This is a genomic window from Shewanella sp. 4t3-1-2LB, assembly GCF_017368415.1.
In the GTDB taxonomy this organism is placed as follows: Bacteria; Pseudomonadota; Gammaproteobacteria; order Enterobacterales; family Shewanellaceae; genus Shewanella; species Shewanella fodinae.
Map to the genome: position 1 here is coordinate 1 of NZ_JAFNJD010000048.1, position 25656 is coordinate 25656.

24 protein-coding genes are annotated in these 25656 nt (G+C 49.2%); 14 read left to right on the top strand and 10 right to left on the bottom strand.

All coding sequences use genetic code 11. The features are described 5' to 3' along the window. Positions 1-285: 285 nt before the first annotated feature. The 4 genes from J3L11_RS15645 to nrfE are packed head-to-tail and all read right to left on the bottom strand — an operon-like array spanning position 286 to position 3944. Complete coding sequence (locus tag J3L11_RS15645) at positions 286-897, bottom strand: TlpA disulfide reductase family protein (protein WP_133040406.1); 612 nt, start codon at positions 895-897, stop codon at positions 286-288. Further along, complete coding sequence (nrfF, locus tag J3L11_RS15650; protein ID WP_133040407.1) at positions 894-1370, bottom strand: heme lyase NrfEFG subunit NrfF; 477 nt, start codon at positions 1368-1370, stop codon at positions 894-896. Before nrfF ends, J3L11_RS15645 begins: the two co-directional genes overlap by 4 nt. Continuing rightward, complete coding sequence (locus tag J3L11_RS15655; protein ID WP_133040408.1) at positions 1367-1945, bottom strand: DsbE family thiol:disulfide interchange protein; 579 nt, start codon at positions 1943-1945, stop codon at positions 1367-1369. Before J3L11_RS15655 ends, nrfF begins: the two co-directional genes overlap by 4 nt. Before the next feature lie 16 nt (positions 1946-1961). After that, positions 1962-3944: a heme lyase NrfEFG subunit NrfE gene (gene nrfE / locus J3L11_RS15660; RefSeq protein WP_133040409.1), complete on the bottom strand. Its 1983-nt coding sequence runs from the start codon at positions 3942-3944 to the stop codon at positions 1962-1964. A gap of 456 nt (positions 3945-4400) precedes the next feature. Between nrfE and ccmI the strand changes: the two genes are divergently transcribed. Continuing rightward, on the top strand, positions 4401-5693 hold the full coding sequence (ccmI, locus tag J3L11_RS15665) for a c-type cytochrome biogenesis protein CcmI (RefSeq protein WP_133040410.1): 1293 nt from the start codon (positions 4401-4403) through the stop codon (positions 5691-5693). 58 nt (positions 5694-5751) lie between these two features. On the opposite strand, the gene J3L11_RS15670 is transcribed toward ccmI, so the two are convergent. Next, positions 5752-6051, bottom strand: coding sequence for a c-type cytochrome (locus tag J3L11_RS15670; RefSeq protein WP_133040411.1), 300 nt, complete (start codon positions 6049-6051; stop codon positions 5752-5754). A 325-nt stretch (positions 6052-6376) separates the two neighbouring features. Between J3L11_RS15670 and ccmA the strand changes: the two genes are divergently transcribed. Genes ccmA through ccmE form a run of 5 tightly spaced genes read left to right on the top strand, consistent with a single transcriptional unit; the run spans position 6377 to position 9161 of the window. Then, a complete protein-coding gene (gene ccmA, locus J3L11_RS15675) occupies positions 6377-7024 on the top strand; it encodes a cytochrome c biogenesis heme-transporting ATPase CcmA (RefSeq protein WP_207571617.1) in 648 nt (215 codons plus the stop codon). A gap of 8 nt (positions 7025-7032) precedes the next feature. Continuing rightward, positions 7033-7719: a heme exporter protein CcmB gene (gene ccmB, locus J3L11_RS15680; protein WP_133040413.1), complete on the top strand. Its 687-nt coding sequence runs from the start codon at positions 7033-7035 to the stop codon at positions 7717-7719. A gap of 1 nt (position 7720) precedes the next feature. Next, the gene (locus J3L11_RS15685) at positions 7721-8464 is read left to right on the top strand and encodes a heme ABC transporter permease (protein ID WP_207571618.1); all 744 of its coding nucleotides are present in this window, start codon (positions 7721-7723) and stop codon (positions 8462-8464) included. Further along, positions 8461-8670 (top strand): heme exporter protein CcmD, encoded by a 210-nt coding sequence (ccmD, locus tag J3L11_RS15690; RefSeq protein WP_229799893.1) that lies wholly within the window; start codon positions 8461-8463, stop codon positions 8668-8670. Before J3L11_RS15685 ends, ccmD begins: the two co-directional genes overlap by 4 nt. Continuing rightward, complete coding sequence (gene ccmE, locus J3L11_RS15695; RefSeq protein ID WP_133040415.1) at positions 8667-9161, top strand: cytochrome c maturation protein CcmE; 495 nt, start codon at positions 8667-8669, stop codon at positions 9159-9161. Before ccmD ends, ccmE begins: the two co-directional genes overlap by 4 nt. A 55-nt stretch (positions 9162-9216) precedes the next feature. Here the strand turns inward: ccmE and yjjG are convergent, their stop codons facing one another. From yjjG to J3L11_RS15720, 5 genes are all read right to left on the bottom strand, one after another. Beyond that, on the bottom strand, positions 9217-9915 hold the full coding sequence (gene yjjG / locus J3L11_RS15700; RefSeq protein WP_207571619.1) for a pyrimidine 5'-nucleotidase: 699 nt from the start codon (positions 9913-9915) through the stop codon (positions 9217-9219). Between the two features lie 69 nt (positions 9916-9984). Then, a complete protein-coding gene (locus J3L11_RS15705; RefSeq protein ID WP_347566519.1) occupies positions 9985-11358 on the bottom strand; it encodes an amino acid carrier protein in 1374 nt (457 codons plus the stop codon). Positions 11359-11475: 117 nt separating this feature from the next. Beyond that, a complete protein-coding gene (locus J3L11_RS15710; RefSeq protein ID WP_133040417.1) occupies positions 11476-12882 on the bottom strand; it encodes an MFS transporter in 1407 nt (468 codons plus the stop codon). An 83-nt stretch (positions 12883-12965) separates the two neighbouring features. Further along, on the bottom strand, positions 12966-14060 hold the full coding sequence (locus J3L11_RS15715) for an aminoglycoside phosphotransferase family protein (RefSeq protein WP_242695288.1): 1095 nt from the start codon (positions 14058-14060) through the stop codon (positions 12966-12968). A gap of 10 nt (positions 14061-14070) precedes the next feature. Next, complete coding sequence (locus tag J3L11_RS15720; RefSeq protein WP_133040419.1) at positions 14071-15264, bottom strand: hypothetical protein; 1194 nt, start codon at positions 15262-15264, stop codon at positions 14071-14073. Between the two features lie 169 nt (positions 15265-15433). On the opposite strand from J3L11_RS15720, the gene gmk reads away from it, so the two are divergent. The 8 genes from gmk (at position 15434) to J3L11_RS15760 (ending at position 25359) form a co-directional block, all read left to right on the top strand. After that, on the top strand, positions 15434-16057 hold the full coding sequence (gmk, locus tag J3L11_RS15725) for a guanylate kinase (RefSeq protein WP_207571621.1): 624 nt from the start codon (positions 15434-15436) through the stop codon (positions 16055-16057). A 58-nt stretch (positions 16058-16115) separates the two neighbouring features. Next, positions 16116-16397, top strand: coding sequence for a DNA-directed RNA polymerase subunit omega (gene rpoZ, locus J3L11_RS15730; protein ID WP_133040421.1), 282 nt, complete (start codon positions 16116-16118; stop codon positions 16395-16397). Between the two features lie 28 nt (positions 16398-16425). Further along, a complete protein-coding gene (gene spoT, locus J3L11_RS15735) occupies positions 16426-18546 on the top strand; it encodes a bifunctional GTP diphosphokinase/guanosine-3',5'-bis pyrophosphate 3'-pyrophosphohydrolase (protein ID WP_207571622.1) in 2121 nt (706 codons plus the stop codon). 21 nt (positions 18547-18567) lie between these two features. Continuing rightward, entirely contained in the window at positions 18568-18951 is a 384-nt protein-coding gene (locus J3L11_RS15740) for a RidA family protein (RefSeq protein WP_133040423.1), read from the top strand. A 455-nt stretch (positions 18952-19406) separates the two neighbouring features. Further along, entirely contained in the window at positions 19407-21065 is a 1659-nt protein-coding gene (locus J3L11_RS15745) for an AMP-binding protein (RefSeq protein WP_133040424.1), read from the top strand. A 138-nt stretch (positions 21066-21203) separates the two neighbouring features. Then, a complete protein-coding gene (locus J3L11_RS15750; protein WP_133040425.1) occupies positions 21204-22133 on the top strand; it encodes a calcium/sodium antiporter in 930 nt (309 codons plus the stop codon). 98 nt (positions 22134-22231) lie between these two features. After that, on the top strand, positions 22232-24307 hold the full coding sequence (gene recG, locus J3L11_RS15755) for an ATP-dependent DNA helicase RecG (RefSeq protein WP_207571623.1): 2076 nt from the start codon (positions 22232-22234) through the stop codon (positions 24305-24307). A 173-nt stretch (positions 24308-24480) separates the two neighbouring features. Further along, on the top strand, positions 24481-25359 hold the full coding sequence (locus tag J3L11_RS15760) for a DUF3014 domain-containing protein (RefSeq protein WP_207571624.1): 879 nt from the start codon (positions 24481-24483) through the stop codon (positions 25357-25359). Positions 25360-25656 lie beyond the last annotated feature (297 nt).

The following is a 25656-nucleotide window of genomic DNA, read 5'->3' on the forward strand; positions in this document are numbered from 1 at the left end:
GTCTCATCAATTGTTAAAGAGCGTTGTTCGGGCTTATCTCCGAACAGGGACGTGCATTCTACACCACCCCAACTTGGCGTCAAGTGGCTTGCGCCAATCTTTTTTCGCCCAGACAATTCAGCTTCGCAGCCTTGCCTGCAACACCGCCAGCGCTTCGCTGTTGCCGTGTCAGTGGGTGCGCATTATAGGGTGCTTAATCTTTTGTGCAAGAGGGAATTTAAAGAAAAAAGATCGCTTGCCGATCTTTTAGACAAAAACGATCTTTTTATCGGATCTTTGTGGTGTTTAGGAAGATTTTACTTCGGCGTTAGCTTCAGTCTGGCGCTGCTGTTCTTTTTCGATAAAGGTATTGATGAGTGTTTCGGCCTTGGGATCATCCCAGTCAACAAAACTACGCACAAACGCAATTAAAGTGCCATTGCCATCAAGAATAAAGGTGGCAGGAATGGTATCTAGCGGGAAAATAGCATCCAGTGCCATCTCGGGATCATAGAAACTGTCAAATTCTGGCATTCCCAACGAGGACAAGAAAGGCACTACCTGCTGTTTTCCACCTTGATCGATCGAAATGGGTAGAAAAGCAAATTTACTTGGATCGAATTTCTTACCGAAACGCTGCAATGCAGGCAGTTCCCGTACACAAGGCGGACACCAAGTGGCCCACATATTGATAAGCACTATTTTCCCGCGGTATTGTGCAAAATCATGGCTATTCCCTTGAGCGTCAGTGAAAGGAACTGGCTTCAGCGGGAAACCATGAGCGAGAATATTGATCTTATCAACAGTAGAATCGGGATTCGCCTTCACCATTGATTTAGGCGAAGTATCAGGATTGGCACTGCCAGCAAATGCCAGCAGTGACAATCCTAGGAGTAGCGCAGATTGCAGCAACTTCATTTATGTTGCTTCAACAATTCAGCCAGTTGCTGCTGCTCTTCCGCCGATAACTCGGCTGGTTTTTCAGCATGGCTGCGCTGTTTGCGGATAAAGATAAATGCCACCAAAGCACCAAACAACAGTAAGGCAACCGGACCTAACCACAGAATGTAGGTTTTGGTTTCCAGACGCGGTTTGTACAGCACGAACTCGCCATAACGACTGGTCATGAATTCGATAATCTCGCTGTCACTCTTACCCGCATCGACCATTTTGTACACTTCCATACGCAGATCTTTGGCCACTGGCGAGTTGGAGTCCACAATATCCTGATTTTGACACTGTGGACAACGCAAGCTGCGAGCCAATTGCATGGCATGTTCTTGGTTGGCTTCATTCTTGAACTGATAGGTGTCAACCGGGGTTGCTGACACCTGATAAGCGACGCCGAATGCCAGCACTGCGCTTGTCAATATTTTCAGCAATGCTTTCATGACGCTTTTCCTTGTGTTGCATTTCCCTGCTGGGCAGTTGCCGCTTCTTGCTGCAACTGTTTCACCAGCGGGTAAATGGTTTCATTCCAGACGCGCATATCTACCGGTCCGGCATAACGGAAGCGGATGATACCATTGTGGTCAACAATGAAACTTTCCGGTGCGCCATAAACGCCAAGATCCAGCCCAAGTTTACCATCCGGGTCAAAGATATTGAGTGTATAAGGGTCACCCTGACGTGTCAGTTCCTGCACCGCCAAACCACGCTGATCCCGGTAGTTAATACCGTAGATTGGCACGATATTCTGCCGTGCCAACTGCAGCAAATACGGGTGTTCATACTTACAGCTAGGGCACCAAGTTGCCCAAACATTCATGATATACACCTGCCCCTTAAGGTCATGGTTGGAGATCATGGTCTTAGCGTCTTCCAGCTTCGACAGGCGGAATTCTGGTACAGGTTTACCTTCCAGGGCCGAATCCAACTGTTGTGGATTCAAGTACAGCCCACGGTACAAGAAAATCCCCATCACCAGAAACAACACCAGTGGAATAAAGAGTATTAACTTCTTCATATTCAAACTATCCGTCTCAGGCAGATGCCAGACTGGCTTTTTTATCACTTGCTACTGCATCGGCCACTTTCTGCTTTGCACGATAGCGTTTATCGGAAGCGGCAAACAGCCCGCCAATCATCATGAATACACCACCGAACCATAACCAGCGTACAAATGGTTTATAGTTGAGGCGCACCGCAAACTCAGAGCTGCTAACTGGATCACCCATAGTAATATACAGGTCACGGAAGAAGCCCCAATCAATGCCCGCTTCAGTCATATCCATAGTACGTACGTTGTAGATACGACGATCCGGTTTCAAGAAGGCCACTTCTTTACCATCTTTGGTCACGCGCACTTGCCCTTGTTTAGCGGTGTAGTTAGGACCTACCACGTCTTTGGTTTCCAAATAGTGGAAAGTATACCCAGCTAATTCCTGACTGATCCCCGGCCCCATACGCACGCTTTTTTCCTGGGAGTAGTTAGACACCATAGTGGCACCAACCACTGACACGGCAATACCAAAGTGTGCAATCAGCATTCCCAACTGGCTACGACCAATACGGGCCAGACTCAGTTCAGCGTCGTTCGTCGGTTTAGCTATGTTGTATGCCGCCCGCAGCGTAGACAACAATACCCAAAGTGCCAAACCCAAACCAAACATTACCCAAGCGTTAAACTTACCATCAATCACAAATGGCATGGCAACGCCGAACAGCAACGCTACCGCAGCAGGGAGCAGCAATTGACGCTGCAACTCACCCGGCTTAGCTTTCTTCCAGCGAATATTCGGGCCGATGCCCATAAAGGCAAACAAGGCTAGAGCCAAGGGTACAAATACGGCGTTGAAGTATGGAGGTCCAACAGAAATTTTCCCCATATGCAGTGCATCGATCAGCAGCGGATAGAGAGTCCCCAGCAGCACTGTACCCGCGGCAACTGTCAGCAGCACGTTACAGACCAGCAGCATGGTTTCTTTGGACAGTAATTCAAACCGAGCCGGACTGCTCATTTCACTGGCACGGAAGGCGAATAGGGTCAACGAGCCACCGATAGTCAGACCAAGTAACAACAGAATGAACATACCGCGACTGGGGTCAGCAGCGAATGAATGCACTGAAGTCAACACGCCAGAACGTACGATAAAGGTACCGAGCAGACTCAGTGAAAATGCAAAAATCGACAACAGCACGGTCCAGTTACGGAACGCGCCGCGCTTTTCAGTCACGATCAGTGAATGCAACAGTGCAGTACCGACTAACCAAGGCATAAAGGAGGCATTTTCTACCGGATCCCAGAACCACCAGCCACCCCAGCCCAGTTCGTAGTACGCCCACCAAGACCCCAAAGCAATGCCACCGGTCAGAAAAATCCAGGCGGCAAGCGTCCATGGGCGAGTCCAGCGTGCCCAGGCAGAGTCAAGACGTCCACTCATCAATGCTGCAATAGCAAAGGCGAAACTCACCGAGAATCCAACATAACCGAGATACAGCATAGGAGGATGGAAAATCAGGCCTACATCCTGCAACATCGGGTTAAGGTCACGGCCTTCCATCGGCGCTGGAGACAAGCGCTCAAACGGGCTGGAAGTCAGTAACATGAATAGACTGAAACCAATCACGATAACGGCCAAAATGGCCAATACACGGGCGGTAAATACCTCTTCTAACCCTTTACTGAAAAAGGCCACTGACGAGGTCCAGATGGACAATGCAAATACCCAGAACAACAGCGACCCTTCATGCCCGCCCCAGACTGCCGCAATCTTAAAGAAGATCGGCAATTCTGAATTGGAATGATGTGCCACATAAGCAACTGAGAAATCATCCACTGCAAAGCTGTATGCCAGAGAAACAACAGCAAGAAGAATAAATAAGGTCATACCGTAACTAAGTGGCCAAGCATAGCGCACCAAGTACTGGTCTTTTCGGGCAACACCGATCAATGGCACAGTGGCAAGCAAAACCGCAAATGCTAGCCCGATTATCATTGAAAGATGTCCAAGTTCTGGAATCATGGTTTTTCCTCGGTTCTACGTTCCGCATCATTCCCTAAAGGAATAACGGCCTCACACACAACTTAGGGATAAAAAACCTAAGCTAATGAATAATATAAAAAATAATACTTTATTAACTAGAATATCTTATTTGAGCTTTGGCTCATTTTAGTATTTGCTTTTGTTCCTGTCTGCCTCTTTGCGCGAAATCTGGGTGACGGCTCTCATTCTGTTGCAACGCCCGGATTTTCTTCATATATCAGACACGACTCTTTGCTGTGACAGAGGTTACTCATATAAGTTTCATAACTTTTTTAGTGGTGAATTGGAACTGTGAACCAAACCCCAACTATCGCCTTTAACCGTTAAGACTATGGTTATATTACTGTTCAATGAAACATCTTTACGTATAATTTGCGCTCAAGGCTTGCGGTAGGCGACTTTCCGCTTTATCTCCAACCAAAGTGAAATACAATAATGACCACATTCTGGATTTTCATCGCAATCGTTGTGTTGATCAGTTTAGCGCTGATCTGGATCCCGCATTTCCGCCAGAAAAAACTCCTGGAAGCGGGTGAAACTGAAGTACGTAAAAAAACCAATCTGGAACTGTTCAACGAACGCCTGGCGACACTGGAAAAAGAACACAGTGAGGGCTTACTGGATGAACAGGAATTTGACTCTCTGAAAAAAGAGCTCGAAATCAGCCTGCTGCAAGATATGAAGCAAGCGAAAGATGAAACACTCGAAGTATCAACCAAACCTAGAGGTCTACTGTGGCCAAGCCTGATGTCAGTCGCAGTTTTAGGACTTGCAGGTTATGCCTATTACCATTTGGGTGCTTACCAAGAAGTTGAAACCGTGAAAGCCTCGCCGGCGAACCCGCATGCGGGGATGACACCTGAGCAACTGATGGCTAAACGCGTAGAGATGCTAGAAGCGGCCGTACAAAGTCAGCCAGATGACAGCCAGGCATGGTTTAGTCTTGGTCACGCTTATATCTCTGCCGGTGAGTACGATAAAGCGGTACAGGCCTTTGATAAAGTGATGGATCTGGTTGGCGTACACGCCGAACTGCTCGGTCCGAAAGCTACCGCACTTTATTACAAAGCGGGTCAGCAGATGATCCCAATTGTACAGTCGCTGATTGATCAGTCGCTGAAATTGGATCCCAAAGATCCTTCCACCTTATTGTTGGTTGGGATGAACGCTTTTTACACTGCTGACTATCAGAAAGCCATCGATAGCTGGCAGATCATCCTTGATAGTGATCGCAACGATGTTGACAGAGCGGCGCTAATTGATGCAGTTAACACCGCCAAAATGCGTATGCAGGGCGATACTACAGCCATGCCAAATGACGCTACCCATAATAAGTTGAAGCAAGAACAACCTGCTGAAAATACTGCCGCAACCCAATCAGCCAGTGCAGGAAAGGTGACTGTTCAGGTTTCTGTGGCTCCGGAGCTAGCAGCTAAGGTCAGTAGCACAGATATGGTGTTTGTCTTTGCCAGGCCAACCGAAGGCCCAAGTGTACCCGTGGCCGCAACCAAAGTCAGCGCTAAGGCCTTACCGGTTACGGTGACGCTAGATGATTCCACCAATATGGGCGGCAATGTTAAGCTGAGCGACACTAAAGCGGTTGAGATCATCGCAGTGCTGTCCAAGCATGGCAATGTGAAACCACAAACGGGCGATCTGCAAGGCAAAATAGCCAGTGTAGATGTTGGTGGTAACGGCTCGCTGGTATTGGATACTGAAGTGAAGTAACCATTTTCACCGAAAATAAAAAACCGGCATTCGCCGGTTTTTTATTGATTAGATTGCGTTATTTTTTCTTCGCCATAAAGTCAATGGCCTGTTTAAACTCTTCATCCGAGCAACTGCTACACATTCCACCAGCAGGCATATTGCCCTTACCGTCTTTGACACTCTTGAGCAAACTATCCATGCCTTTATCCATCAATGACTTCCAGGCAGCTTCCTGATGCGCCCTTGGCGCGCCACCCACGCCACTAGCATGACAAAACATACAGGACTTGTTATAGACTGCTTCGCCGTCTTGAGCTGAAACGCTGGCCGCGAAACTCAGCGCAGCAAGTGCGGCAGTGATAACTATCTTTTTCATAAACTTCGTTCCTAAAGCAAAGACTTATCAAGTACACAGCTGCCTTATGTAAAGTGGCAGACTTTTTGTTCAATGCCCCATCAGCCTACATCAAAGTATCTGGAAACACATCTTTTTGTGAGCTGACTCTCATCTTACAATGGCTTAACAGATAAAGTTTTATAAATCACTAATATATTAATCACTCATGAAAAAGTTCCCAAAAGATCCCTTTTATTGGAAGCGCATCAAATTGCTGAAACTTAATCAAAAGCAGATGTAAACCCAATTGTTGCTTTATGTTAGGATCATTGGCGTTCAGAAGTGCATGTTTATCGAGGGCTAAGTGACAGCACAATCCAACCCACCATTACTGTCTGCAAGCCACCTCACTTGTATCCGTGAAGAGCGGGTTCTGTTTGATGATCTCAGTTTCGAGATCAACGGTGGCGATATTGTGCAGATTGAAGGCCCCAACGGTGCGGGCAAAACCAGCCTGCTGCGGATCCTTGCCGGCCTCTCCCGCCCCTATGGTGGAGAAGTGCTATTTCAAGGAGAACCCATCGTCCGTTGCCGCGATGAATTCAATGAAGCTCTGCTGTATCTCGGGCATCTTGCTGGCGTCAAAAGTGAGCTGACTGCAGAAGAGAACCTTAACTTCAACTTAAGGATCAGTGGCTACGCTCAGTTTGATCCAAGAGAGATTCTGGCAAAGGTTAACCTTACCGGTTTTGAAGACGCCTTGGCAGGGCATTTGTCTGCTGGTCAACATCGTCGTACAGCACTGGCTCGCTTGTGGCATACCGATTGTAAAATCTGGATTTTGGATGAACCCTTTACGGCTATTGACAAAAAAGGGGTGGCAGAACTTGAAGAATTGTTCATTGCCCATGCCAATAATGGCGGTTGTGTCATTCTCACCACGCACCAGGATATGGGCATCATCTCCGATGACAGATTACGCAAAATCCGCTTGGATTATCGGTTCGTATAGGGAATAAGATGAACAGAGGCATCAGTTACACTCAGGCATTTTTCACCCTGCTCCAGCGCGACCTAAAGATTGCCGTGCGTCATCGCGGTGATATTTTCAACCCGTTGCTGTTCTTTATTATCGTCGTGACCTTATTTCCATTGGGGATAGGCTCCGAAGCCAAAATTCTCAGCCGGGTAGCACCGGGGATTATCTGGGTCGCCGCTTTGCTAGCCTCAATGTTGTCGCTGGAACGACTGTTCAAGGCCGATTTTGTCGATGGTAGCCTAGAACAGATGCTGTTAAGCCCTCAGCCATTGCAATTGCTGGTGTTGTCTAAAGTGCTTGCACACTGGCTGTTGACCGGTGTGCCGTTGATCATTGTTGCTCCATTATTGGCAGTATTGCTGCATATGGACAGCAATGCTTATCCCGCACTGATTGAAACCCTATTATTGGGAACTCCAGTGTTAAGTCTACTAGGTGCCATTGGTGTGGCACTGACAGTAGGACTGCGTAAAGGCGGGGTGCTACTGAGTTTGTTAATCCTACCGCTATATATTCCAGTGTTGATTTTTGCCACTGGCGCGATAGAGTTTGCCGCAACTAAACAACCCTATGATGGTCAGTTGGCGATTATTGCCGCTCTGCTGGTCGGATCCTTGGTTTTGGCGCCCTTTGCCATTGGCGCCTCATTACGTGTGAGTACAAACTGATATGTGGAAATGGTTACATCCTTACGCTGAGCCCCAGAGGGCATACCAGTTGGCCGGGAAATTCATTCCTTGGTTATCTATTCTTGCCACTTTAATGCTGCTTACTGGCACTATTTGGGGCATGGTGTTTTCACCAACGGATTACCAACAGGGCGACAGTTATCGCATTATCTTTGTGCATGTGCCAGCGGCCTCTATGTCGATGAGTGCTTATATCGGCATGGCCATTGCGGCGTTCGTAGGTCTCGTTTGGCAAATCAAATTGGCTGACTGGATGGCGGCTTCCATTGCCCCGGTTGGCGCGGTCATTACTTTTATTGCGCTGGTCACTGGTTCCACTTGGGGTAAACCGATGTGGGGCACCTGGTGGGTATGGGATGCACGTCTGACATCTGAGTTAGTGCTGCTATTTCTGTATCTGGGTGTGATCTCGCTCTATGCTTCGTTTGAAGATAAAGTATTAGCTGCCCGGGCTGCTGGTATTTTGGCTATAGTAGGTGTAATTAATATTCCTATAATTAAGTATTCTGTGGATTGGTGGAACTCTCTGCATCAGGGCTCTATCAAAATGACCGGTAAAACTGCCATGCCACCCGATATGCTGGTACCACTGGTGATCAACATTCTAGGCTTTGGGGTGATGATTGCCGCATTGAGTTTGGTACGCTTCCGTGCAGAAATCTTGGCACGTAACGGTATGCGCCCGTGGGTAAGGGAACTGGCACAAGCTGAAGGAGTCAAATGATGCAAGCACAATTCCAGTCCGTAGCAGATTTTTTCCACATGGGAGGTTATGCCTTCTACGTGTGGCTGTCCTACGGTATAGCTTATGGTTCATTGGGCATATTGATTGGTTTCTGTATCACTCGTAAAAGTCGGGTACTGAAAGAGATAGCAGCAAAGGTCCAGCGTGAAGAACGTTTGGCGCAACATCGGAGTAACAAACAGTGAACTCAAGACGCAAAAAGAGATTAGTACTCGCCAGTGCGCTGGTAGGCGGCGTTGCAGCAGTGGCCTCTTTGCTGCTGTACGCACTGAACTCTAACCTTAACCTGTTCTATACGCCTTCTGAGATCATCAATGGCAAAGTCGATACTGGTGTAAAACCAGAAATCGGTGACCGTATTCGTATTGGTGGCATGGTCACAGAAGGCTCTGTGGTCAGGGATCCTAAAAGTTTAGATGTAAGCTTTGCTGTACACGACGCCAACGGCGGCCAAGTGACAGTCACCTATGACGATCTGTTGCCGGATCTGTTCCGTGAAGGTCAGGGTGTTGTTGCCCAAGGGGTGCTGGTTGCCCCAGGGAAACTGCAAGCGACCGAAGTATTGGCAAAGCATGACGAAAACTACATGCCACCTGAAGTAGCGGCAGCTATGGGTAAAAACCATCAGAAGATGGAATACACCGCAGAACAGATGGCGTCTGGCGGTAGCAAATAAACGACTACGTTGTTCGCAATAAAAAGGCGCTAATAGCGCCTTTTTATTGTCATGTTTAAGCGGCACGACAAAGTAACTGCTGCAACTCAGGTAATGACTTGACTTCATAATGAGGGTCTATCCCCGCCGGTCGAGCCACCCCATGGCAATTGAGCCAGCAGGTGTGTAATCCCGCATTCAAGCCGCCCTGTACATCGGTATGGGGATTATCGCCAACCATCAGCACTCGCGTTCGTTGCGGGTGGTTCATTTGCGTCAACGCATGCTCGAAGATCGCTTTCTCCGGTTTAGGTGTGCCAACTTCTTCGGAAATCACCAGCACATCGATTAATTCAGTTAACCCGACTTTCTCCAAGCGGATACGTTGTAATGCTGAAAAACCGTTAGTGACAATGCCGAGCTTGGCACGCCCTTGCAGGCAGCGCAGCAGTTCATTCGCGCCAGGCAACATTTCACATATGTCAGCCATCGCCAACAGATACTGTTGGTTTAATCGCAACGGCGCCACGCCCAATCGCTGCCCCCAAGCAGCAAAACGGCGGCTTTGCAGTGTTTCTGCATCAATCTGCTGCGCTTGATAAGCCTGCCACAAAGGCACATTTGCCGCTGAGTAATCAGCAAATTCAGCCGGGCCAAAATCCACCCCATAGCGGGAGAACATCAGCCGTAATCCTCGCTCCGCATCGAAGTTAAACAGCGTGTCATCAGCATCGAACAGCACCCAGTCATAATCTGGGTGGTGGATAGTGGTCATAGTTACTCCGGCAGACTTACCCCAAACAGCCGCAGATCTTAAACAGATAACGTCATACGAAGCAATAAGCTACATCATGCCCTTGCTGGCGAGTCGGGAAAAGTAATCCCTTGCCGCCACTTTCACTTTGGGAGCTAAAAGTAACGCAGACAACATCGTGGGTATCGCCATCAACGCATAGGCACCATCGATAATGTTCACCACATTCCCTAAGCTGGTTGTCGCTGCAAATAAGATAGCTGCCAGATAACAGTAAAGGTAATAACGCAGGTAACGACTGCCAAACAGAAAACGGAAACATTGACTGCCATAAAATGCTTGGGTAAAAATCGTCGTAATTGCAAAAAAGAAGACGCACATCATTAATAAATACGGACCAATCCCCGGGATGGTACTCGCAAACGCGGCGCTGGAAAGACTAATGCCATCAATACCACCATAACGCCAGACACCCGAAATCAGGATGATCAGCGCCGTAGCAGTACACACCAGCAAGGTATCAATTGCAGGCCCCAGCATCGCTACCAACCCTTCCTTCACCGGCTCCGCTGTCCGCGCACTGCCGTGCGCCATCACTTCAGTGCCGATGCCAGCCTCGTTGGAAAACGCTGCCCGTTTTACGCCAATCAACATCGTCCCTAACAAGCCCCCAGCCACTGAATTTATCGAAAAAGCATCTTCAATAATCATTGCCAGATAATGCGGGACTTCACTCAGGTGACTAATCAAGACATATACGGCACAGGCAACATAAATCAGGATCATGGTCGGGACCAGTCGCATCGCCACAGCAGCGATACGGGTAATACCACCCAACACCACGCTAGCTACCAGCAACATGACACCAGTACCAATGCCAAGTTCAAGCCAGAACTGCTCTCCGCTAGCTGCCGCAGCACCTGGATCCATAAATAGCTGCTCTTTGAGGATCTGCACCAACTGATTACTGTTAAACAATGGGGCGTTTCCTATCATCCCCACAACCGCAAAAAACACAGCTAGAGGCCTCCACTTAGCGCCAAGTCCCTGCGTTACAATGTACATAGGGCCGCCCTGCACCTGCCCAGTGTCATCCTTGCCGCGATACATGATGGCAAGCGTACAGGTAAAAAACTTAGTAGCCATACCCACCAGCGCACTCATCCACATCCAGAAAATTGCGCCAGGTCCACCGGCAGCAATGGCTAACGCTACACCACCAATATTACCCATGCCTACAGTACCGGCCATTGCGCTGGATAACGCGCCTGCATGGCTGATATAACCGTCGGCTTTTGGCTCATCATATTTGCCACGGACGATATCGATGGCATGTTTCAGATAACGAAATGGCACAAAACCGGAATACAGCAGAAAAAACAGGCCGCCCCCTACCAGCAGGACTAGCATATGCGGCCCCCAGGCATAGTAAGCAAACGCTGCGGTAGCTTCAGCAAACGTCACGTTGTTAACTCCATGTTAATTTTTCCTAGCGTATCAAGCTGAAATACTTAATCAAACCACAGCGCGCCATTTGCGTTTTTATTCAACAAAAATGAATAGATTTTGAAACAAGGCGTGCTAGTCACGTCGTTTTTTCGCTACCGTCAACCAGTCCAATGCCACGCCAGAAATGGCATTGAAACCCCGAATACGAAATACCAGTTGCAACAATTGCGGCCGCGGCCTGAGTTTTGGCTCCACAGAGCGAGGAATAAACCACAAAGCTACCAATGCCCGTAGCACGGTAGAGACCAGAAACACCACGAAAATTGGACTACTCAGCGACCAACCACTCCAGCTTAAGAAATTGGCTGCCTCACTGGCGATAACACCGCCACACAGTGCACCAACAAATACCAGTCCTGCACTCAGCGCCGCTTGCAGTGCCGCGTAACAAGCAAAGTCTGAGCGGAATGGTCGGATATCATACAGATAGTTAGCGGTACTCAGGGTAAAGCCGCTCCAAGAAATACCGGAATAAGCCTGGATCAATAGGATGTAATAGAAATTATCGGAAAACAGCCAAACCAGCGGCAGTGTAGGGATCATGCAGGAGGTGATAATCATCACTAACCGGTTACCGTAAAGATCACTGAAACGGCCCCAGAAGTTCAAGGTAATAAATTGAGTCAGGATTGACGCGACACTGCTCAGCACAAATTGCAGGTAGCTGAAATGCAGTTCCTCCAGCATATATACCGCAAAAAAAGGGGCTGAGATGGCAACCATGGCCTGCATGCCCGCCACAAATAAGCTGTACTGCCGAAAGACTTTATCTTTCCAGGCCTCCCGGAACTGTCGCAGTGTTTGCATAAAAACGCCGGGAACATGAGGTGTGGTCGGCTCTGGATCGTGCATCAACCACAACAGCCATGCCGACACCAAACGTCCTAAAGCTACGGCGGTAAACAGCAGCGAAAATCCTAACCAAGCCATCGCAAACGAGTCGGTCAGATTCAGGACTGTGCCCCCCAGCAGAAATACCGCTAGCGAGGCTACCTGCGTTAAACGGGTGCGCGCCGCAAAGAAGGCTCCCCGTCGACGAGCGGGTACGATAGCCCCCATCCAGGCACGCCAATGCGGTTGGATCAGGTTCAAAAAACTCTGATACAGCATCGCTAATGGAATGAACAGCCAGACGGCGTGCTCACCCGCCAGAGCTGCCAGTAAGCCCATTGCGAGTACGCCAATAGCTTGCAAGGTGGCACAAGCTACAATGAAATGGCGTCTAGGGAAATGGCTAGCGAGCCAAACTGATAGTAACTGGCTGATGGCACCAAATAACTGAGGTAAGCCAGTCACCCACCCCATCTGCGATAAACTGGCACCAAGAGAAATAGCAAAAGCGTTAAAGAAATTGTCGCTGGTCGCGGTCATCGCCGATGATGCCAGCGCTTCCTGTTGCGAACGTTTTAATGTTAAGCGTAACCAAGCATTGCGTGGGTCACGCTTCAACGAAACATCTGCCTGCTTAGCCTCGGCCATAATCCTCCACAATAACCTTGTGTTGAGAGCATAGTCGCATTACTAGCCGATTATGGAGTAAGCCAAACACCAATACCAGCGCATCACTTATCCAACACGTCTTTGAGGACCGATTGTTGCGCTAATAACTGCTGGTAAAGGGTCAACTGGTTCGCCGCCCGCTCCAGATTATGCTGTGGATGCGTGATGCGAAAATAACGGTCACCGTCCAGATAATCAGTCAAAAATCGTACTGCTAACATCAAGGTCACGACTCGGGTTCCAAGCCACAGACTCTGCCGTTCAAGAGATGTCATAGTCGTGCCGAGCGCTTGTTGCCAGCCCGCCACCAGCGCCGCAAAATAATCTGGCATCATGCGCACCCGTTGTAACTCTGTTGCATCTTCCGCGACAGCAGCACAGCAACTGCGCACCATGTCACCAAAATCGTACATCAACGGTCCCGGCATGCAGGTGTCTAGATCCACAACTGCTATTGGGCACGGTTGTGTCTGTGCAAACAGCAGATTGTTGATCTTGGTGTCGTTATGACAGATGCGTCGCGGTAACAACGGTTCAATTTCAGCCAGTTCAGTCAATAGTGCTTGCTGAGAGAACGCAAAATCATACCATTGGCGACACCCGTCAAGCCGCTGTAAACGGTCAGTTTCCGCCACCTGTTGCAACGTATGCAACCTCGCGGGGAGTGAACGAAACGCCGGAATCACTTCCTGCAAACTATCAGGATTAAGATCGGCTAGCGCAGCGACAAACTGACCAAATGCTTGCGCCAACTGCGTTGCCTGTTGCACAGAGCTCAATTGCTCAACACTGCAACTGTTGGCGATATAACTCATCGTCCGCCAAAAACCCTGCGCCCCTAAATCAATAGCAAAGTCACCACTCAACGTTGCCAGCGGCTGAGTCACTGCTAATGGATAAGCCGTTTTTGCCATAGATAAATGCTTAGCAATAACCACCGCATTATTAATCAAGGCCCAAGGTTGAGGAAAAACTGTGGTATTAATGCGTTGCAATACAAAGGTTATTTGCGGCGTAATGACCCGCCAGGTACCGTTGATATGGCCATTTCCCAAAGGTTGGATCTGTGTCTGACACTGTTGTTCTTCAGTAACATAATGTGGCAAGACTACATGTTGAATAAATGCGGTAGTCACTGCGGCAGTTGCATGAGACAAAAGAAAATCCTCAGTCCAGATAATGGCTGAAAGCAGCATCGGCCTGTAATGCCGCTTGGCTACCTTTAAGGCTGAAATCATAGCCACAGAGCTTGATGCTGCCTCGCAATGCCATATTGTTAATCAACACTTTGGTATCCAGCGGGCTGAATCTAGCTTCTACTTGTCCATTGCTGTCAACAATAGCCACCTGCAACGGCCGGAAACGGCTGTCATCGTTAAATACCAGTTCAGCACAGCGTTTATCACCTTTAGCGGTTGCCAAATCCCAGATAACACCGGGAGTTAATGTGTCGCCAAGCCAACTCAGGGACAACACATCCCCCTGCAACGACAGGCCGAAATGGTCGGGCAGTTTTATTGTGGCGCGCGTTGCGACCACATCGACATCGTTCTGGTGGCTAGTCACTGTAGCAGCGGCTGTATCATTATCCTCTGTAGCCGGGCTTAACCACCACACGATAACCACCGCCAGTAGCAGCAACACTGCGGTAAAACCGCCCAGTGGCTTACGATAATGCCATGCTTGCTGCAGTACCTCAGCGCCGACATCACGCCAGTTGGCCAGCATGGCCGAGAGAGACCCTGGTTGTACTTCATCCTGCCAAACACTATCAGTCCGGGGATCGTTGTCATCTGCGTTATCGTCATTAACAAATGGCTTCTCTACAGTCTCGGCAAATACTGAGGTGGTAAGTGTTTGCTCATCGGTATTGGCCATCATAACCGCTGAAACGCTAGTTCTTGCCCCACCTAAGGTAGGCTCAACTCTACGACCATTGGACTTTGGCGATAAGTCCACAGGCCCAGAATATCCCTGAATATAACTACGGCGATTGACCGCACCTTTACTGGGAACCGCTGGCAGCAAAGCCAACCCAAGATGTAATAAGGTCGCCAATACCAAGCCTATCTTAAGATAGATGCCACTGCTTCCAGCGGTGCTGGATAATGCCGTTAACACTAACAGCCAAGGTAAAATCGGCGTGATGGCCATGGGTAACGGTCTGCCAGCATCACGTATCCGGCGTACGGCCGACGCTTGCACGGCCACCACCAACAATAAACCGGGCACCCAAATGAAATACCCATTGCCAAACAGCAACCATAGCAGCATCAACAACAGATAAGCGGCAACACTGATCGCGAGGTGACGCCAGCCACGGTCAAAGCCCCGAAAACAGATAAGCGATTTAAACAGCACGATATCCTCTTTGCTAAGCTTGTCGCTGCAGTAAAATAATGTGATGACAGACTAACGAATTTACACTCAAATGTCAGCGGCACTGGTAAGGCTTTCACCACGGTCTTATAATGTCGCCCCTATTTTTCCGTCAATCAGCCAATAACCGACGTTATCCGGATATAAATTTATGAGTGCCCGTGGAAACCTATTTATTGTGTCGGCACCCAGTGGCGCAGGAAAATCATCCTTGATTGCTGCACTGCTAACCGACAAACCCACAGATATGCAGGTGTCTGTATCACATACCACCCGCAAACCTCGCCCGGGAGAAAGCCACGGACAGCATTATTATTTTGTCTCTGTCGATGACTTCAAAACATTGATCGCCGAAGGTGCCTTTCTTGAGTGGGCCGAAGTTTTCGGTAATTACTATGGCACATCCCGCAAGGTGATTGAGCAAGCGCTGGCTGATGGCATTGATGTGTTCCTCGACATCGACTGGCAAGGTGCACTGCAGATTAAACAACAGATGCCGGAAGCAGTCGGCATTTTTATTCTACCGCCATCGCGCGCGGAGCTGGAGCGGCGTCTAACCGGCCGTGGACAGGATTCAGCCGAGGTCATTGCTGCCCGCATGGCGAAAGCGGTTTCCGAGATGTCTCACTATAAAGAATACGATTTTATTATTGTGAATGATCAATTTGAGCAGGCGCTGGCCGATTTGCGGGCAATTATCCGCAGTCAACAGTTGACTCAAGCTAGTCAAATCAATACCCACAGTGATATGCTTAAAGGTCTGTTGGCAGACTAGCTGTCATCGTGTACACTTTTGCGTCATTTTTTCACCGAACACACTGGAGTTCCAACACATGGCTCGCGTAACTGTAGAAGACGCCGTAAAGCAGATCGGCAACCGTTTTGACATGATTATGGTTGCGGCCCGTCGCGCCCGTCAGATCGCCGTTCAGGGTAAAGATCCCCTGGTGGAAGAAGAAAATGACAAGCCAACCGTAATCGCCCTGCGCGAAATTGAACAAGGTCTGGTAAACGCGCAAACGCTGGAAGCTGATGAGCGCCAGAGCGTACGTGAACGTGAAGCAGCAGAAATTGCTGCTGTGGCAGCCATTGCTGAAGGTCATCAGTCGCTGTAAGGCAGGCTGCTAGTAGGAGTATCGCCACTTGTATCTGTTTGAAGGTCTCAGGGAAGCCGCGGCCGCTTATCTGGAGCCGGAGCAGGTAGAATTACTCAAACAGGCTTATCAGGTTGCGCGTGACGCTCATGAAGGGCAAATGCGCACTAGTGGCGAACCCTATATTACCCATCCGGTTGCTGTCGCTCATATTCTTGCCGATATGCGTCTCGACCATGAGACGTTGATGGCGGCATTACTGCACGACACCATCGAAGACACCTATGTCACTCACCAGGATTTGACCAATATGTTTGGCGAATCGGTAGCTGAGCTGGTGGAAGGTGTCTCCAAGCTCGATAAGATCAAATTCCGCGACAAGAAAGAAGCCCAAGCCGAAAACTTCCGCAAGATGATGATGGCGATGACTCAGGACATCCGGGTCATTCTCATCAAATTGGCTGACCGTACCCATAATATGCGTACCCTTGGCGCTTTGCGGCCCGATAAACGTCGCCGTATCGCCCGTGAAACGCTAGAAATTTATGCGCCGATTGCCAACCGACTCGGTATCCACAATATTAAAACCGAGCTGGAAGATCTGGGGTTTCAGGCCTATTACCCCATGCGCTATCGGGTATTAAAAGAAGTGGTGCGGGCCGCCCGTGGCAACCGTAAAGAGCTGATCCAAGGCATTGAGGCAGCAGTGCATACCCGTCTGGAAGATACCGGCATCCATGCCAAAGTTAAGGGACGGGAAAAAAACCTCTATTCCATCTATAACAAGATGCGCAGCAAAGAGTTGCAATTCCAGGAAGTGATGGATATCTACGCGTTTCGAGTGATCGTTGATAGTGTTGATACCTGTTACCGCGTACTTGGCGTGATGCACGGTCTTTATAAGCCGCGGCCGCTGCGATTTAAAGATTATATTGCGATCCCTAAAGCTAACGGTTATCAGTCACTGCACACTTCGTTGATTGGCCCCCATGGTGTGCCAGTGGAAATCCAGATCCGTACCGAAGATATGGATCAGATGGCCGACAAAGGGGTTGCCGCACATTGGATGTATAAGAGCGGTCAAAGCGCCGCCGCTCCTGGCACTAGCGGCACCACCACTCAGTTGCGCGCTCGCAAGTGGATGCAAAGCTTACTGGAACTGCAGCAAAGCGCTTCGTCTTCCTTTGAGTTTGTCGAAAACGTTAAAACTGAGCTGTTCCCGGACGAAATCTATGTATTTACCCCAGAAGGTCGCATTCTAGAGCTGCCGGTAGGTGCAACTCCAGTAGACTTTGCCTATGAGGTTCACACCGATGTGGGTAACACCTGCGTGGGTGCCAAAGTGAATCGTATGTCCTACCCGTTGAGTCAACCGTTGTTATCCGGGCAGACGGTTGAAATCATTACCGCCAAAGGGGCCAAGCCTAACGCCGCGTGGCTGAATTTCGTGGTCACAGGTAAAGCGCGCTCTAAAATCCGCCAAGTACTGAAAAATCTTAAAAAGGATGAGGCGATTGCGCTGGGCAGACGCTTGCTTAACCATGCCTTAGGTGACAGCAAGTTGGAGCTGTTCAGTCAGGAACAAATCGCCAAAGTGGTTACCGATACCAAACACAAGGATTTTGATGAACTGTTGACCGAAATTGGCCTCGGTAATGCCATGAGTCTAGTGGTTGCTCAGCGGCTCAAAGGAGACTCTGTAGACACGCAAAAAGGCGACGATGACAGCAACTTGATGCCTATACGTGGTGCCGAAGGCATGTTGGTATCTTTTGCTAATTGCTGTCGTCCAATTCCCGGTGACGCCGTTATCGCCCATGTGAGTCCCGGAAAAGGCTTGGTGGTGCATATGGAAAACTGCGCCAATATCCGAGGCTATCAGAGCGAACCCGATAAATATATTCCAGTGCAGTGGGATGCGGTGGATGGTGCAGAGTTTCAGGCCAACGTCCGCATCGAGATTGTTAATCATCAGGGAGCGCTAGCGAAAATCACCAATATTATCGCTGTAGAAGGCTCCAATATCAGTAATATCAGTACTGAAGAACGCGATGGTCGGGTATATCTGATCCATCTGCGTATTTCCGTTCGTGATCGCGTGCATCTGGCAAATGTGATGCGCCGTATTCGTGTACTACCGGAAGTGCTACGCATTTCCCGTAACCGCTAAACCAAGGAGTCCGCAAATATTATGGCTGATAAAGTGATTGTTGCGACGGATAAAGCCCCTGCCGCCATTGGCACCTATTCCCAGGCCGTCAAAGTAGGCACCACAGTGTATTTGTCAGGGCAGATCCCACTGAATCCCACCAGCATGGAACTTGCTGGTGATGACTTTGAATCTCAGGTCATCCAAGTATTTGAGAATCTGCAGGCGGTATGCCAAGCTGCTGGGGGCACACTGGCCGATATGGTTAAACTCAATATCTACATGGTCGATTTAGCCCACTTTGGCAAAGTTAACGAAGTGATGGGGCGCTATTTCCAGCAACCCTACCCTGCCCGTGCCGCCATTGGCGTCAAACAACTCCCTAAAGGTGCCTTGGTGGAAATGGATGGCGTACTGGAACTCTAAAGCGGATAACACGAAAAAGGCGCTTAAATAGCGCCTTTTTTCTAACACAATGATTATCTAGTGACCATTGGTGAAGACTGTTGCAGGCACTAGAGCCGCATACTTAAACCCGACATCAGCACGATATTGCTCTGCGGGGGTGGGAGTATATTCCTACCCATTATCCTGTTTTGTTTCACAATGCCTAATACACTGTCTTGCATCATAAATTTGTATTGGGGAAACACTTCTCGCAGATTGAGAAACACCTGTTAGCGCAAAAATATGCCATCGGTCGCCAGATAACCACCATCAAACTCTAATGGCAACAAGCCGTACACGCTAATCGGATTTGCACCAAGGTAATTTGCCCCTCATAATCAAACAAGCGTTTTATCTTTTAGAAAACATAACGTTTTCGCTACTGTTGTATCTCTGGGGAGTACAACGGCGAGTTAACCTGTATGAGGAAGGCCATGTCTGCATCGTATAAAAGCCCGATAGAAATGCTAACTCAATGGGCTGATGTCCAGGGAGATGCGGTGTATTTGCGACAGCCGGTAAAAGGGCAGTTCCGCGATTACAGTTGGCGTCAGGTACAACAAACCATGCAACGTCTAGCGGGCGCTTTGCGTCATCTTGGCTATCAACCGGGTGACAAAATCGCACTGCTGTCGAAGAATTGTGCCGAATGGTTCATCACGGATCTAGCATTGATGTACGGCGGCTACATTAGTGTTCCCATTTATCCGACCGCTAACGCCGATACGATTCGTTATGTCCTAGAACATAGCGGCAGCAAGGCCATTTTTGTTGGCAAATTGGATCACTGGGCGGAGCAGGAAGCCGGTGTTGGCGGCGAACTGCTGCGACTGGCATTGCCTTACGATACCATGCCCGCACAATACCAATGGTTGCAGTTGTTAAATATGGGACTGCCGTTACTGGAAGCGCCAGAGCCCTCTGCAGAGCAGATAATGACGCTTATCTATACGTCCGGCTCCACGGGAAAACCCAAAGGGGCCGTGCAAACCTTTGGCAGTTATAGCTGGACCTGTAATGCCGTGGTGCGCGATCTGAAAGTTAATCAACAGGATCGGCTGCTGTCCTATTTACCGCTGGCCCATATCACCGAGCGCGTGGCGATGGAGGGTTCGTCGTTTTACGCCGGCTGCCCGGTTGCCTTTGTGGAAAGCTTGGAGACCTTTGTCGTTGACGTACAACGAATGCAACCCACAGTGTTCTTCTCCGTTCCACGGCTGTGGACATTGTTTCAGAAAAATATTATCGATAAGGTCGGCAGCTTTAAAAAACTCAATCTGCTGCTGAAAATTCCGCTACTAAGTTGGTTAGTAAAACGCAAAATCCATCAAGGTCTTGGTCTTAGCAAGTCACGACTACAAGGCTCTGGCTCCGCACCAATTCCACCATCGTTAGTGCAGTGGTACCACAGCATTGGGTTGGACATCTGTGAAGCCTGGGGAATGACCGAAAATTGTGCTTATTCCATTATCAATTATCCGTTTGATGCCAACAAAATCGGTACTGTCGGTAAACCGATAGTCGGCTGCAGTATTAAACGTTCTGCTAATGGAGAACTGCTAGTCAAGAGCCCAGGGCTGATGAAAGAGTATTACAAAGCCCCCGAAGCCACCGCGGCCGCCTTTGATGAAGAGGGCTATTTTCGTACCGGCGATCTCTGTGAGATTGATAAAGATGGCTGTGTCAGTATCACCGGGCGGGTAAAAGACAATTTTAAAACCGCCAAAGGCAAGTACGTAGCACCGGTACCAATAGAACGGAAATTGGCACAGGACCCGCACGTTGAACTTTTATGTGTAATAGGCTCAGGACTACCTCATCCGGTAGCGCTAGTACAACTCTCAGAAGGCGCTACATTACAGCCGAGAGAAGAAGTGCGGGCGTCGCTAAAAGCGACGCTGGATGCCATTAACCCCAATTTGGAATCGCATGAGACAGTAGATGCGGTCATTGTGGTGAATGATCCTTGGACCATTGAGAATGATGTGCTGACGCCGACATTAAAAATTAAACGCCACGTATTAGAGCAGCGTTACACGGCAAAAGCTGACGGTTTGCGAGGTGCCCGTATTGTCTGGGAAGATGAGATTTAATTTGCATCCACAAAAAGGTTCCAGAGGTAATGGGACCTTTTTGACATATTCTGTCAAAAAATCTTGCTTTGCTTGTGAAACCCCTTATGCTGGCACTCCTGCAATCACGATCATAATCCATTTACGAGCAGTGAAAACATGTTGATTTTTATGTCAATTCTGGGTGGCTTTCTGATCCTCACCTTTGGCGCGGAAGTGTTAGTCCGGGGGGCCAGCGCAATTGCGTTGCGTCTGGGAGTGACACCACTCGTCATCGGTCTGACCATCGTCGCATTCGGCACCAGTGCGCCAGAGCTGGCCGTCAGTGTCAAATCGGCACTGGCTGGCAGCCCAGGCATAGCCTTAGGCAATGTGATAGGTTCTAACATTGCCAATATTGGCTTAATCCTGGGATTAACAGCACTGATCCGTCCTGTTGGCGTACAATCACAAATGGTGCGCCGAGATATTCCATTGATGATTGCTGCCTCAGTGCTGGTATGGCTGTTACTGCTGGACGGCACCCTTGGCCTGCTGGACGGGCTGTTGCTGTCATTACTGCTGTTAGGGTATCTGGTCTTCAGCTATTACTCCGCGGATGACAATGATGCGGAAGAGATAGAAACTGGTCCGCGTAATCCGTTGCTGTCGCTGGCATTTATCGTTGTAGGTATCGGCTGCTTAGTGGGCGGTGGGGTGTTGTTTGTGGACGGCGCAGTGGCGTTAGCACGAGCCTTTGGGATCAGCGAGGTGGTCATCGGCCTGACCATAATCGCTATTGGCACCAGTATGCCGGAGTTGGTAACGTCCATGGTAGCGGCTATCAAGGGACAGAGCGATATTGCCATTGGCAATGTGGTGGGATCCAACCTGTTTAACCTCTTGGGCATCTTGGGTATTACCGCCCTGGTGCATCCGGTCAGTGCCGCCGGATTCAGTATTCTCGACTTCTCAGTCATGCTGTTGTTAGCCATTTTACTGCTGCCGTTAGCGCACCGTGGCTACCGTATTGGTCGACGCGATGGTTTACTGCTGTTGCTGGCATATCTGGCTTACATGGGCTGGCTGGTAACCCACGCGATGGTGTGATAACGCGTCCGCTGATGTTTGCGAGAAATTACAGCATTGTCAAAGGGGTAATCTTTGATAATATATGTATAAATTCACAGTAATCCGGTACTAACGTTTTGCAGAGACTGGATCTTATTCCCATCACCGAGCTGAAAGGCGTTGCCGCCAGAATGGCAGGCAAGCTGGATAAGCTGGGAATTCACACAGTACAGGATCTGCTGTTCCACCTACCGCTGCGCTACGAAGACCGCACCCGTATTTACGCAATTGCTGAGTTGCGCCCTGGCGACTATGGCACCATAGAAGCAGAAATCCAGTCGAGCCAGATAGTCAATGGTCGCAAGCGCATGCTGTTGTGCAATGTGCGAGATGCTAGCGGTACTATGACCTTACGTTTTTTCAATTTTTCGGCGGCACAGCGTAACGCCATGCAGCAGGGGTTAATGATCCGGGCCTATGGCGAAATACGTCATGGCAACCACCAAGCAGAGATCATTCATCCAGAATACAAAATCTTCCGTCAAGGCGACGCGGTAGAACTCAGTGACAGCCTTACCCCCATTTACCCCACCACCGAAGGATTGAAACAGGCCAGTTGGATAAAACTCAGTGCCCAGGCACTGGAATTACTGCAAGAAGGTGGTCTACAAGAGTTAATACCAGAGACTTTGCGACCCAATCAGCTAAGCCTAGCGACCGCAGTCCGCATACTGCATCGGCCACCTGCCGATGTAGATCTAGTGGGTCTGATGCAAGGACAGCATCCCGCGCAACAGCGGTTGGTGCAAGAAGAACTGCTGGCCCACAACCTCAGTATGTTGAAGTTACGGCAACGCAGTAACCATGATAAAGCGGTATCCTTGCCTGCTACAGGCCAGCTATTACAACCATTTCTTCAGGCACTGCCATTCCGGCCAACCGCTGCGCAACAGCGAGTCGTGACTGATATCGGCCATGATATGGCAAAAAGCCAGCCGATGATGCGACTGGTACAAGGGGACGTCGGCTCAGGAAAAACCTTAGTTGCGGCAATGGCGGCACTGCAAGCCATCGAAAATGGCTATCAAGTGGCGATGATGGCTCCTACTGAGTTGTTGGCGGAACAACATGCGCTGAATTTCAACCGCTGGTTTACACCTTTAGGGCTAAAAGTCGGTTGGCTCGCCGGTAAACTCAAAGGCAAAATACGCGAGCAGTCATTGCAGGATATCGCCGATGGCAGTGCACAGATGGTCATCGGTACCCATGCGATTTTTCAAGAACAGGTGCAGTTTCATAAACTGGCCTTGATCATCATTGATGAACAACATCGATTTGGTGTGCATCAACGCTTAGGACTACGTGAAAAAGGGGCAACACAAGGCTACTACCCCCATCAACTGATCATGACAGCCACGCCAATTCCTCGTACGCTGGCAATGACGGCATATGCCGATCTGGATACTTCCATTATTGATGAACTGCCGCCTGGGAGAACCCCAGTAACCACCGTTGCCATTAGCAATAACCGCCGACAGGAAGTGATTGAGAGAGTGCGTAAGGCCGCTCAAGAAGATGGTCGACAAGCTTATTGGGTCTGTACCTTGATCGAGGAGTCAGAGGTGTTACAGTGCCAGGCAGCGGAAGATACTTGGGAAGAGTTAAAAACAGCGTTGCCACAACTGCGGATTGGGCTAGTCCACGGGCGGATGAAAAGTACTGAAAAACAGCAAGTCATGGACAGTTTTAAACAGGGAACATTGAACCTGTTAGTCGCCACCACCGTCATAGAAGTCGGTGTGGATGTGCCTAATGCCAGCCTAATGATCATAGAAAATCCCGAACGACTCGGTCTAGCACAACTTCATCAGCTAAGGGGGCGAGTAGGACGAGGGGCAATCGCCAGCCATTGTGTGCTCCTGTATCAACCGCCACTGTCACTGACAGCCACCAAAAGGCTGGGCGTGCTCAGACAAAGTAATGATGGCTTTGTGATCGCCCAGCAAGATTTGGAAATACGTGGTCCAGGTGAAGTTCTGGGCACCCGCCAGACAGGTTTGGCAACAATGAAAGTTGCCGATTTGGTGCGAGATCAGGCATTGATCCCACACATTCAGAAGCTGGCACAACATTTAATGCAGCAAGCGCCGGAAAATGTTGATGGCATTATCCAGCGCTGGCTGGGTGACAGACAACAATATGTACAAGCCTGATCAAAAAAACGCAGCTGTTCAGGTGATATTCACGCAATTTGCCGCACAATATCCGGCAAAGGATTCTGTTACATAATTTCCACCTGTCCGTCTGCGGCAGTCGGGTGGACAACCACTCCAAAATTTGCAGAATGAGGGGGCGCTCCTCACTGTTGGTGAAGAAAGGATATCCTATGCAAGTCAATGAAGAAGACCGAATTACTCACGGCAAACAAGTGGCCAGTAGCAACAGTATTGTCTGGGGTCTGGCGCTATTGGTAGTGGTACTGGCCGGAGGCGGTTGGTATTACCTGACCAGAGACGAAACGCCGCAACAAAGTGAGGAACAAGCAGCGGTCAGTCTGCCAGATACCGCACCAGAACAACCGTTGCAAACCGAGGCCCCAGTACCGGAGCCAGAGCCACAACCTGTTGTGACGCCACAAACTCAGCCCGCGGTAGCAACACCGACAACGCCGCCCCCAGAGCCTTTGCCAGCACTCGCCGAAAGCGATAAATTTGTGCATGACAAAGTGGTGAAAATGTCTGACGGCATGGATATTAATCCATTATTGAATGAAAATGACATGGTCAGACAGTTTGTGGTCTTTGTTGACAATCTGGCACAGGGTGAACTGGCACGTAAAACCAGTCCGATGAAAGCGCCAACGCAAAAATTTACCGTGTCGGATATCACCAATAAAACCTATTTAGATCCAGACAGTTATCACCGATACGATGTCTACGCTGATTTTGTCAGCGGGCTTAATGATGAACAATTGCTGGCAACCTACAAGCAGATGTTACCACTGCTGGACAAAGCTTTTACCGAATTAGGTTACCCCAATATCACGTTTAATCAGCGGTTACAGCAAGCGATTAAAGTGCTGTTGGCAACGCCAATTATTGAAGAACCTATTGAACTATACTCCATCAGTGTTAATTACAAGTTTGTCGACCCCAAATTAGAAGCACTGCCCGATGCGCAGAAGTTGCTGATCCGCATGGGACCGGAGAATACCCGGAAGCTCAAGAAAGTCTTACGGCGGCTGCAACCACTGTTACCTCAATAACTGACAGATGCCCATGTGACCACATGGGCATTTTTGTTAGCAGCAGAAGCGTCTGTTAACAAATACCCGCCATGCAAGAACGGTTTAACCGTTTGACTAACATGATAGTGATAGCGACCTTTCAGGCCAAACTTCCTCGGGTGAAGCGCAATTAGGCACAGCTATTTAGAGAACTCGCACACAAATTAAACATTTCTGTAGGCAAATAGTTATGTAAATGAAATTACATGACAATATTAGGTAGTTGACTCTTGATGATTTTGAAAATATTAGTGAAGCTGGCATAGAGGCTTCTGC